Origin of the sequence: Thermosynechococcus sp., assembly GCF_025999095.1 — a bacterium.
Taxonomy (GTDB): domain Bacteria; phylum Cyanobacteriota; class Cyanobacteriia; order Thermosynechococcales; family Thermosynechococcaceae; genus Thermosynechococcus.
In genome coordinates, this window is the sequence record NZ_AP024678.1 from 1,218,047 (window position 1) to 1,230,151 (window position 12,105).

Annotated in this window: 5 protein-coding genes and 1 pseudogene; 2 read left to right on the forward strand and 4 right to left on the reverse strand. The window is 56.1% G+C overall.

Annotated elements, in window-relative coordinates; all coding sequences use genetic code 11:
• The first annotated feature begins 99 nt into the window (after window positions 1-99).
• Complete coding sequence (locus tag Q0W94_RS06010) at window positions 100-1,836, forward strand: diflavin flavoprotein (protein ID WP_297762285.1); 1,737 nt, start codon at window positions 100-102, stop codon at window positions 1,834-1,836.
• Window positions 1,837-1,846: 10 nt separating this feature from the next.
• Here Q0W94_RS06010 and Q0W94_RS06015 read toward each other — a convergent pair whose 3' ends face one another.
• From Q0W94_RS06015 to gyrA, 4 genes are all read right to left on the reverse strand, one after another.
• The gene (locus Q0W94_RS06015) at window positions 1,847-2,296 is read right to left on the reverse strand and encodes a hemerythrin family protein (RefSeq protein WP_297762287.1); all 450 of its coding nucleotides are present in this window, start codon (window positions 2,294-2,296) and stop codon (window positions 1,847-1,849) included.
• Window positions 2,297-2,415: 119 nt separating this feature from the next.
• A complete protein-coding gene (locus Q0W94_RS06020; protein WP_297762289.1) occupies window positions 2,416-3,498 on the reverse strand; it encodes a class I SAM-dependent methyltransferase in 1,083 nt (360 codons plus the stop codon).
• A 49-nt stretch (window positions 3,499-3,547) separates the two neighbouring features.
• Complete coding sequence (gene hpnA / locus Q0W94_RS06025; RefSeq protein ID WP_297762292.1) at window positions 3,548-4,537, reverse strand: hopanoid-associated sugar epimerase; 990 nt, start codon at window positions 4,535-4,537, stop codon at window positions 3,548-3,550.
• Complete coding sequence (gyrA, locus tag Q0W94_RS06030) at window positions 4,534-7,095, reverse strand: DNA gyrase subunit A (RefSeq protein WP_297762294.1); 2,562 nt, start codon at window positions 7,093-7,095, stop codon at window positions 4,534-4,536. The genes hpnA and gyrA overlap by 4 nt, the downstream gene beginning before the upstream one ends.
• 377 nt (window positions 7,096-7,472) lie before the next feature.
• Between gyrA and Q0W94_RS06035 the strand changes: the two are divergent.
• Window positions 7,473-12,099 (forward strand): annotated as a pseudogene (locus tag Q0W94_RS06035) (glutamate synthase-related protein).
• The last annotated feature ends 6 nt before the right edge of the window (window positions 12,100-12,105 follow it).

Below are 12,105 nucleotides of genomic sequence, written 5' to 3' on the forward strand. Positions count from 1 at the left end.
GGGAACTGCGTTATAGTGTTCTCAAAAAGGGGTGCCGAATCTTGGCGAGCAGTGCTCAGGCTGTCGGCAATCAGCGGGGTAGATTTTAGGAGGTATCCAATGCTAACGGAAACGTGTCCGCGGGACGTCCAAGTGGCGGAAATTGCACCGGGGGTTTTGGTTCTGCGATCGCGCACTTGGGATCGGCTGAAGTTTGAAGTAGAGTATGGCCGCCAACAGGGAACCACCTCCAATTCCTACCTCATTCAAGCCCCTCAACCCACGCTTCTCGATCCACCGGGGGAATCCTTTACCCAGATTTATTTACAAGAACTGCAGCAGCACATTGATTTGAGTCAACTGCGGTACCTGATTCTCAGTCATGTCAACTCCAATCGCCTTGCCACCGTCAAGGTCTTGCTCGAAAAAGCGCCCCAGATCACTATTGTCTGCTCTAAGGCCGGAGCAGTGACCTTGCGCTCTACTCTTGGTGAGCAGTTAAATCTCTGGATTCCGCGGGCGGAAACCCCCTTGGAGTTGGGGGGCGATCGCCAACTCATGTTTATTGCCGCTGCCACACCCCGCTGGCCCGATGGCCTAATCACCGTTGATCCTCAGAATCAAATTGTGTTCAGCGACAAGCTCTTTGGTGCCCACGTCTGTGGCGATAGCCTCTACGATGAGCAGTGGAAAAAACTGGATGAGGATCGGGCCTACTACTTTGAATGTTTGCATGCAGCCCAAACTCGCCAAGTGGAAAGCATTTTGGATCGCTTGGCAGAACTGACACCGCCGCCGCGCCTCTATGCCCCCGCCCACGGCCCGATTGTCAAGTTTAGCCGTAGCCGCCTCTTTCAGGACTATCGCGACTGGTGCCAAGCCCAAACGGCACAGGACAGTAAGGTAGCGCTTTTCTATGCCTCCGCCTATGGCAATACGGCAATTCTGGCCAATGCAATCGCCCAAGGGCTAACCGCCGCCGGCGTTCAAGTGGAGGCCGTTAACTGTGAAACCACTCCCCCAGCGGAAATGCAAGCCTTGATCCACAGTAGCGACGGCTTTATCATTGGCTCGCCCACCCTAGGAGGGCACATGCCGACCCAGGTGCAGACCGCCTTGGGGTTTATCTTGGCGGAGGGCAACCAAACCAAGCTGGCAGGCGTTTTTGGTTCCTACGGTTGGAGTGGTGAAGCCATTGATGACATTGAGCAAAAGCTCCTGGATGCCGGCTATACCCTTGGCTTTGAAACCCTGCGGGTAAAGTTTACCCCCACAGCTAGTGATCTTGAAAAATGTCAAATTGCCGCCAATGAATTTGCCCAAGCCCTGAAAAAACTGCGCAAGAACCGCACTGTCCGCCCTCCCAGTCTAGCGGAGGCACAAGTGGATCGCACCGAACAGGCTGTGAATCGAGTGGTAGGTTCCCTGTGTGTTCTGACCACCCTACCTGAAGGGTGTTTTCACCTTACCCAAGCGGCAGCTATTTTGGTGTCCTCGGTCTCTCAAGCTTCTTTTCATCCCCCCGGTATCACGGTGTCCTTGCCCCAGGAATGGGCAGAAAGCCTCTGCCTAGTGGGCGATCGCTTTGTTTTGAATATCCTCAAGGAAGGCAGTCCCCTAGTGCGTCAATTCCAGCAGGCCCAACGCCTGGGTGAGCAACAGTTAGCGACCCTTGGCCTCAAAAGCGCTGAGAGTGGTGCCCCCATTTTGCTCGATGCCCTTGCCTATCTGGAGTGCACCGTCGAGTCCCGCATGAACTGTGGCAATCACTGCCTTGTCTATGCCGTGGTTGAGGGCGGAGAATTGCTGCAAAGCAGTGGCCTAACGGCAGTTCAGCATCGCAAAACTGGCAGTTAGCACAAAGGGTCTAGAAGACATTTTCAGCGGTTAATTCAGCCCCTTGTTGCTGCGCTAGCGCCGCGGGATGGGTGAGCAGGTAAAGCATCGGCAAATCTTCTTCGCGAATATGGCGCACCACCAGAGCACCAATGGCCTCTATTGTTTCCGCTGTTAGGTTCTCAGGATGCGCATGCACCTCCTCAAGCACGCCCCTCAAATGTCGCAGCAAATTTTGGTGAGCGGCACGGTGGGAAAGATAGAGGGGATGGTTGGCAGTAGCCATCAGGGTCTCTTCGTGCTGAAAGTGGCGTTCCGTTTCCCTGGCGCACGCTAGTAACTGCGGCTTGACCTGGGAAAAGGTTGCCCCCTCGGCAATCGCCGAGCGTAGCTGCTGTAACATCTCCAAGAGTGCCTGATGCTCCTGATCGATTTTCGCCAAGCCAGAGACAAACGCCCCCTGCCATGCCAGCCCATCCATGAATGAACCCTCCAGACTGCAACGGGAAAAGGTATTTTGACCTATGGCCTTCAGCCTAGCAGTCCCCCATCGCAGTAGGTAGGCACTGTTACAAACCGTAGCGGACTAGCGCTTTTGGGCTAAGCAGGCTTAACCACTACCCAATACTTACTCATAAAATGGTGCTGCACCTCTTTGACCACCAGACCGGCCTTTTCTAAGCGGATGTTGAGATCATCCTCGATATAGCTGCGGTAAAAGGGCTCGTGGAAAAGGTTGGCAAAGTTTTCCATCATCGGACGCTGCTCTGGGGAATCCAAGGCTTGAATCGAGTCACAGATGACAAAGATGCCTCCCGGCTGGAGAACGCGGGCGCATTCATGGATCACCTGTTGGCGCACGGGGGCGGGCAGTTCATGGAAGAGAAACACACAGGTGATGGCACTAAAATAGCTATCCACGTAGGGTAGGCTTTCAGCATTGCCCTGAATCAGTTGCGGCAGCGCCCCCGCCTGGGTCGCGAGTAGGGCGTTGGCTTTACGCAGGTAGGCGGGGGACAAATCAAGGCCAAAGAGCACTGCCGCTGGGAAAGCGTAGCGCAGTTGTTTTAGGGTGCGACCGGTGCCACAAGCAACATCGAGAATGCGCAGGGGTGGCGTGGCAGGATGAGCACCAAAATGTTGGGCAATGGGGGCAATCACCCGCCGCCGCATTGCATCTGCTGTACCGCCAAAGAGCAGCTCCACTTGGACATCGTAGAGGTTGGCGGAGGTTTCACTGAGGTAGCCATCGGTTTGGTAGTGGAAGTTCTGCCGATAGTACGGCGGATAGTCCTCAAGGCGCACGTTTTTAGCAAACTCCTGAAATTGGCGCGATCGCGCCCGCTGCCACATCTGCGGCAAGTCTAGCAACAGCAGGGGATAAAAGCGGAGGAACTCTTCCCAGGGGGCATCAAAGAGCAGGGGAGCAGGATAGAAACCGGCGGCGGCGTCCTGCCAATCTTGCTGGAGTAGAGCTTCGTAGCGTTCCTTAAGCCAGGCTTGTAACTCGGGGCTGAGGGGTTGCGTCCGTTCTTCCGTGGGAAAGATCGTATTCAAAAGCCGCGCACTCAGGGTTTTGTGGGCGATCGCAAAAATGTTTTTACCCCATTGCAGGGCTTGATAGCTACTGTGAAGCGTCTCTTCCACAAAGGGCAACTGAGAGGCAAAGGGCGCAACCAACATAGCTCTTAACTAAACTTCATAATTTCCATTCCCCACTATATCGCAAACCCTAGGGGCAGTACCCCCGTTCGCGGTACCAAGTCACGGCCTCCCGCAGTGCCTCATCAATCGGCGTCTGGGGCAAACCCAATTCAGCCACAGCTTTGCGGGCATCGTAAAACATTTTTTGCTGTGCCATCCGCACCCCATCCACAGGAATCGCGGGGGGTTTGCCCAAAGCCCCCAGCACCACTTCATCCAACCAAGCCACCACTAGGGGAATGCCAATGGGAATTTCGCCAAGGGGGCCCGGCAGCCCAGTCATCGCGGCTAATCGTCCCAGAATGTCCGCCAGTGTTAGGTTTTGGTGACCGAGGATGTAGCGTTCACCCGTTTTGCCTTTTTCTAAAGCCAAAAGATGACCGATCGCCACGTCCCGCACATGGATCAGGTTCAACCCCGTGTTGACGTAAAAGGGCATCTGTCGCCGTAAAAAGCGCAGGATGATTTCACCAGTGGGGGTGGGCTTCGCATCCCAAGCACCAATGGGGGTACTAGGGTTGACAATGACAATCTCTTGGCCTTGGGAGATTGCCTGGTGAGCCACCTGCTCTGCCCAGTACTTGGAGCGCTTGTACTCGCTGATTAACTTGGCGGGGGGGCTTTGGTAGGCTTCGGTGGTGGGTTGGCCACTGGGATCAACACCAATGGCGGCGACGGAACTGGTGTAAACCGTGCGCTCAATACCAGCCTCACGGGCCGCGGCCAATACTCGACGGGTTCCTTCCACATTGACCGCGTATAGAAGGGAGCGATCGCGCCGCCACAGACTGTAATGGGCTGCAACATGGAAGAGCACTTGGCACCCCTGCATCAAGGTGACGAGGTCGCTAGTGCATAAATCCCCTTGCACCAGCTCCACATCCCATGCCTTGAGATGATCTGCCCGCTGCGGTTGTCGCACCAAGGCCCGGACGCGATACCCCCTTTCTGCAAGAACTTGCGCCACATGGGTACCGACAAAGCCACTGGCACCGGTGAGAAAGGCGGTGGTGCTCAATCTGCCGCTGCCTCCATGCTACCGGGGGGCAAGACCGCTGCTGTGACAATTGCATCATCCTCATCTAGCCGTTGCAGACGGACGCCCGTGGCCGATCGCGACTGTGAGGAAATGTCCATCACCTTTTGGCGAATGATGATGCCGCGACTGGTGACAATCATCAGTTCATCCTCAGCATTGACAATCCGCAGCGCCGCCAGTTGATCCTCATTACTTTTGGCTTTGAACTTGGTGGCGGTAATGCCCATGCCAGCGCGGTTTTGCAGCCGGAACTGTTGCACCGGTACCCGCTTGCCGTAGCCATTGGTGGTGATCACCAGTACCCAAGGGCCTTCACTGTGAGCGACTGTTTCCTCAGGATCGTCAATCTCGGCACTCTCATCCTCAGGGGTGGTGGCAAAACGGTTGGCGATCGCCGCCGGCAGAATATCCATCCCCACCAGCTCATCCCCCGGCCGCAGGCTCATGGATTTGACCCCCCGGGTGGCACGGCCAAGGGGGCGCAGTTGGTCGTGGCTGGCGCGAAAATGAATCGCCATGCCCTGGCGCGAGCCGATGATAATGGTGTCCTCTTCGCGGGTACGGCGCACCCACCGCAGTTGATCTCCCTCTTCAAGGGAAATGGCAATCAGGCCATTGGTGCGGATATTACTAAAGGCCGCCAGGGGTGTTTTCTTAATGAAGCCCTTACGGGTGAGCATCACGAGATACTCATCTTCACTAAACTCTTGGACAGCAATGACGGAGGTAATTTTTTCTTCGCGGGGAATGGGTAGCAGTTGGACAATCGGGGTGCCGCGGGCGTGGCGGGAGCCACTGGGAATTTGGTAGGCGGGCAAGGCATAGACTAAACCGCGATCGCTAAAGAAAAGAATGCGATCGTGATCATTACAGCTAAAGAAGTGCTCAACGGCATCATCCTCCTTAATCTCTGCCCCTTTGCGTCCCCGGCCATCGCGACTTTGGGCTTCAAAGGTATCCACCGGCATCCGTTTGATGTAGCCCTGCTGGGTAACGAGAATGACGGATTTATCGTTGGCAATTAAATCGGTGTCGCTAATTTCCCCATCCGCTTGCACAATTCGCGATCGCCGCGGCGTGGCAAACTTGGCCTTGAGTTCTGTGACTTCTTTTTCAATAATCTCCAGTACCCGCTGCCGATGGGCCAAAATATCCCGGTAATCGGCAATTTGCCGCTGCAGCTCCCCATGCTCCTGCTCAATTTTTTCCGCCTCTAGGGCGGTGAGGCGCCGCAGTTGCATCTGTAAAATGGCATCGGCTTGGGCCTCACTGAGGGCATAGGTTTGCATCAATTGCTGGCGAGCAAGCCCAGTGTCACTGGCGCTGCGAATGAGTTGAATCACGGCATCGAGATTGGCCAGGGCCACCAGCAATCCTTGGAGCAGGTGATCCCGTTCTTCGGCCTTGCGCAGGGCATAGCGGGTACGGCGGGCGATCGCCTCTTCGCGGAAACGAAGGAACACCTCTAAACTGCGCTTGAGGGTCAGCAGTTGTGGCTCGCCATTGACGATCGCCAGCATATTGGCGCCAAAATTGACCTGTAGCGGCGTTTGCTTGTAAAGATTGTTCAGCACCACGCGGGGGTAGGCATCCCGCTTGAGCTCAATCACCACCCGAATCCCATCGCGATCACTTTCGTCGCGCAGATCGGCAATGCCCTCAATTTTTTTCTCGTTGACCAACTCGGCAATTTTTTCCATCAGCGCTGCCTTGTTGGTTTGGTAGGGTAACTCCGTAATGATAATGGCCTCGCGGGGTTGGCGACCCGACGCTTCAAGGGTTTCAATCGTGGCCACGGCTCGCAGCGTAATCGAACCGCGACCGGTGGTGTAGGCCTCTTCAATCCCCCCTTGGCCGAGGATATGCCCCCCGGTGGGAAAATCAGGTCCCGGAATGTAGCGCATTAGCTCGCGATCGCTCATCTCAGGGTTATGGATTAAGGCCACCAGCCCATCCACCAGTTCTCCCAAGTTATGGGGCGGGATATTCGTGGCCATACCCACGGCAATGCCGGAGGTCCCATTGAGCAGCAGCTGGGGAATGCGTGCCGGTAAAACCAGGGGTTCCTGCTGTGAGCCATCAAAGTTATCCACAAAGTCAACGGTTTCCTGCTCAATGTCCTGCAACAGGGCTTCCGTGGCCAGGGCTTGCAGCCGACACTCGGTGTACCGCATCGCCGCCGGTGGATCGTTGTCAATGGAGCCAAAGTTGCCATGACCCTCAATGAGGGGGTGACGCATGGAGAAGTCCTGGGCCATCCGCACCAGGGCATCATAGACCGCCGAATCGCCGTGGGGGTGATATTTCCCTAGCACTTCCCCCACCACACGGGCACATTTGCGAAAGGGGCGATCGCTGGTCAGCCCCAACTCGTGCATTGCATAAAGAATACGGCGGTGTACGGGTTTGAGACCATCGCGGGCATCGGGAAGGGCACGCCCAACAATGACGCTCATGGCATATTCAAGGTAGGAGCGCGAAATTTCCTCCCGTAACTCAGTGGGAATGATCCGAGAAGAATCAGCAGCAAAGCTCATGGGTGGGTTCTACCAAGCAATTAATCTGGAAGCCTTGTTGTTCAGGTGGAAAATTTAATGATATCACGCTAGCCCGAAGCCAACCTCAACCCCTCTCTGCTGCGGCATTCTAGCGCTCAAGTCTGCCGCGGCGATCGCTGGTTTTGCTGTCCGGATGGCCAAACCTTAACAATCTCTTGCTTTGGCGTTTCTGGATCGAAAAGAAACCCCTATAATAGCGAAAGACCCTATACGTTGCTCCATTGCCAGCACTCTCTAATCCCTAACTGTCGCCTTGGCTCACCCTTTGGAGTCGCGGCGTTTTTCAGTCCCTAGAGTAGGTTGCTGTTGCCAAGACAACGTTTGAATCCCTCAGTTGATTGAACGCCTTCAGACCCATGCAACAGTCCACTTTTTCTTCCCCCGTGCATCAAGTTGGTTACCATGGACAGCCTTGGCTTGTGGCCGAGCGAGATGCCTGTGGTGTGGGTTTTGTTGCCCATCGCAAGGGGGTGGCCAGTCACCGCATCTTGACCCAAGCCCTTGAGGGATTGACCTGCCTTGAACACCGGGGGGGCTGTAGTGCCGATCGCGATTCTGGGGATGGCGCCGGCATCATGACGGCGATTCCGTGGGAATTGTTGCCGGAGTTTGGTATTCCGCGACAGCGGATTGGCGTGGCGATGATCTTTTTACCCCAAGGGGCGGCAACCGCCGCGGCCAAAGCCATTGTTGAAAAAGTTCTCAGTGAAAATGAGCTGCGCCTGTTGGGCTGGCGACCTGTGCCCGTGAACCCCAGTGTGCTGGGGGTGCAAGCAAAACAAAATCAGCCTCAGATTGAGCAGCTTTTTGTGGCTTCGAGCAAAGCCAGTGGCGATGAACTGGAGCGGCAACTCTATTTGACCCGCAAGCGCATTGAGCGCGCGATCGCCCAAACGAAAGCCGACTGGCAACGGGACTTTTATATTTGTTCCTTCTCGACCCGCACGATTGTCTATAAGGGCATGGTGCGATCGGTGGTGCTGGCCCAGTTTTACGACGATCTACGCAACCCGAAGTACATTACCCCCTTTGCTCTGTATCACCGTCGCTTTAGTACCAACACAATGCCCAAGTGGCCCTTGGCGCAACCAATGCGGATGCTGGGGCACAATGGCGAAATCAATACCCTCCTAGGCAATATTAACTGGATGCGGGCCCGCTCTGCTCAATTGCACCATCCCTACTGGGGAGATGCCTTTGCCGACCTGCTGCCCATTGTTAACGCCGAAAACAGCGACTCCGCGAACCTCGACAACGTCCTTGAACTGCTGGTGCAATCGGGACGACAGCCCTTGCAGGCAATGATGATGCTGGTTCCCGAGGCCTATCAAAATCAGCCCGATTTGGCGGATCACCCAGAGGTGGTGGACTTTTATGAATACTACAGCGGTCTTCAAGAGGCCTGGGATGGTCCTGCCTTGGTGGCCTTTTCCGATGGCAAAATTGTCGGCGCCACCCTTGATCGCAATGGCCTACGACCCGCCCGCTACACCCTCACCAGTGATGACCTAGTGATTGTGGCTTCGGAGGCAGGCACTATCCAAATTGATGAAGCAACGGTGATTGAAAAAGGCCGTCTAGGCCCCGGGCAGATGATTGCCGTGGACTTGGAGCACCAAGAACTGCTCACTAACTGGGAAATCAAACAACGGGTGGCGCAGCAGCAGCCCTACGGTGAATGGCTGAAAACCTATCGCCAAGAACTTGCTCCCCAACCCTACGGTGAAGCCCCCACTCTTGATCCGCAAACCTGCCTGCAACAGCAAATGGCCTTTGGCTTCAGCGCCGAAGATGTGGAAATGATCATTGAGGCCATGGCGAAGGACGGCAAGGAACCCACCTTCTGCATGGGGGACGACATTCCCTTGGCGGTGCTGTCTCAGCAACCCCACTTGCTCTACGACTACTTCAAACAGCGCTTTGCCCAAGTGACCAATCCCGCCATTGATCCGCTGCGGGAAAAACTGGTGATGTCACTGGTGACTCGCCTTGGTAAGCGAGGGAATCTACTTGTTGAGAGCCCAGAGGATGCTCGCCTGCTGCACCTCAATTCACCCCTGGTCAACGAGGCGGAGCTAGAGGAAATTCTCAAGGCCCCCTTTGGCGCCACTCGCCTTTCAACGCAATTGGCGATCGCCGAGGGGCCTGCGGCTCTCGAGGCTGCTGTGGATCGGCTCTGCCAACAGGCTACCGCCGCCGTGAAAGCAGGTGCCGAAATCCTGGTGCTCAGCGATCGCCACAGCCTTGCCGGTGAACTCCATCTTTTGGATGCAGACACCTCCTACATTCCGCCCCTATTGGCCGTCGGTGCAGTGCACCACCACTTGATTGCCCAGGGCATTCGCCGGCGGGTCTCCCTGGTGGTGGAAACTGCCCAATGCTGGAGTACCCATCACTTTGCCTGTCTGATTGGCTATGGGGCGGGGGCAGTGTGTCCCTACCTCACCTGGGAAACAATTCGCCAGTGGTGGCATAGCGATCGCACCCAAAGCTTGATGGCCAAGGGCAAACTACCACAACTGACACTGCAACAGGTGCAGGCCAACTATCGCAAAGCAGTCGAGGAAGGACTCCTGAAAATCCTCTCCAAGATGGGTATCTCCCTGATTGCTAGTTACCGCGGTGCCCAAATTTTTGAGGCCATTGGCATTGGCGATGACCTGCTCAACAAGGCCTTCGTTGGCACCACGTCGCGGGTGGGGGGGCTTACGTTCCAAGACTTGGCTCAAGAAACAATTGCCTTTCACCAAAAAGCCTTCCCTGAACTCACCGCCAAGAAACTGGAGAACTTTGGCTTTGTCCAATTCCGCCCGGGTGGCGAGTACCACATGAATAATCCGGAGATGGCCAAGGCCCTCCACAGGGCGGTGAGTAGCAATCGCTATGACCATTACGAGGTCTATCGCCGCCAACTCACCGGTCGGGTACCCACGGCCCTGCGGGATCTGCTTAGACTTCCAAAGCGATCGCCCCAGTATTCCCCTAGAGGAGGTTGAACCCGCCAGTGAAATTGTCAAACGCTTCTGTACGGGGGGGATGTCCTTGGGGGCCCTCTCGCGGGAAGCCCATGAGGTGCTAGCGATCGCCATGAACCGCCTCGGTGCCAAATCCAACTCCGGCGAGGGCGGTGAGGATCCCATTCGTTTTCAAGTGCTCACGGATGTGGATGCCGAGGGGCACTCTCCCCAATTTCCCCATCTGCGGGGCTTGCGCAATGGTGATACCGCTAGCTCAGCAATTAAACAGGTGGCCTCTGGCCGCTTTGGCGTCACCCCCGAGTATTTGATCAATGCCCAGCAAATTGAAATTAAGATTGCCCAGGGGGCAAAACCGGGGGAAGGGGGGCAACTGCCAGGCAGCAAAGTCAGCCCCTACATTGCCATGCTGCGGCGATCTAAGCCAGGGGTGTCTTTGATCTCACCGCCGCCCCACCACGACATTTACTCCATTGAGGATTTGGCGCAACTCATCTTTGATTTGCATCAGATTAACCCCCAAGCGCAAGTCTCTGTGAAGCTGGTGGCCGAAATTGGGATTGGTACGATTGCTGCTGGGGTAGCAAAGGCCAACGCCGATGTGATTCAAATTTCCGGTCACGATGGTGGCACTGGCGCGTCACCCCTAAGTTCGATTAAGCATGCCGGCAGTCCCTGGGAACTGGGGCTAACGGAGGTGCACCGCGTTCTCCTGGAAAATCAACTGCGCGATCGCGTGATTCTGCGGGTCGATGGTGGCCTCAAGTGTGGCTGGGATGTGGTCATGGGGGCACTCATGGGCGCCGAGGAATTTGGGTTTGGTTCGGTGGCCATGATTGCTGAGGGCTGTATCATGGCGCGGATTTGCCACACCAATAACTGCCCGGTGGGGGTGGCTACTCAAAAAGAGGAGCTGCGCAAGCGTTTCCCCGGCCTCCCTGAGCATGTGGTGAACTTCTTCCTCTTTATTGCTGAAGAGGTGCGCTCCATTCTGGCAAAGCTAGGCTATCGCACCCTCAATGAGATCATTGGCCGCGCCGATTTACTGGTGCCGCGGCAGGATGTCACCCTGACTAAGACTAGCCCCCTGAATTTGGCTTGCCTGACGAAACTGCCCGATACGCGGGGCGATCGCCGCTGGTTGCAGCACGAAACAGTGCACAGTAACGGCGCCGTTCTCGATGATGAAATTTTGGCACGCCCAGAGGTGCAAGCCGCCATTGAGAAGCAGCAAACCGTTGAACTGGAGCTGCCCATTGTCAACACCAATCGCACCGTGGGGGCACGCATTGCCGGTGTCATTGCCAAAAAGTACGGCAACACTGGTTTTGAAGGTCAAATTACCCTCAACTTCCGAGGCAGTGCTGGCCAGAGCTTTGGCGCCTTCAACTTGCCGGGGATGATTCTAAACCTCACCGGCGAGGCCAACGATTACGTGGGCAAGGGAATGCATGGGGGTGAAATCATTATCAAGCCCCCTGCCAATGCCCCTTACGCGGCTGCGGACAACGTCATTATTGGCAACACCTGCCTCTATGGCGCCACAGGTGGGTTCCTCTTTGCCAATGGCCGTGCTGGTGAGCGCTTTGCTGTTCGCAACTCCAAGGCCTATGCGGTTGTGGAGGGCACAGGGGATCACTGCTGTGAATACATGACCGGTGGGGTGGTTGTGGTCTTGGGTACCACGGGTCGCAATGTGGCTGCCGGTATGACGGGGGGCTTGGCCTACATTTTGGATGAAGCCGGTAACTTCCCCGCCAAGGTCAACCCTGAAATTGTCAAGCTGCAGCGGGTCACCTCCGCCATTGGCGCCGCTCAACTCAAGCAACTCATTATTGCCCACCACGAGCGCACAGGCAGTGCCAAGGCGGCCATGATTCTCGAGCGATGGGAGCAGTATCTGCCCCTCTTTTGGCAGGTGGTGCCGCCCTCGGAAGCCAATACCCCGGAGGTGGTGGGTGAGGCAGCACCCCAGACGGGTAGTAAAGTCCTGAGTCCCCTTTCCTAAAGACTT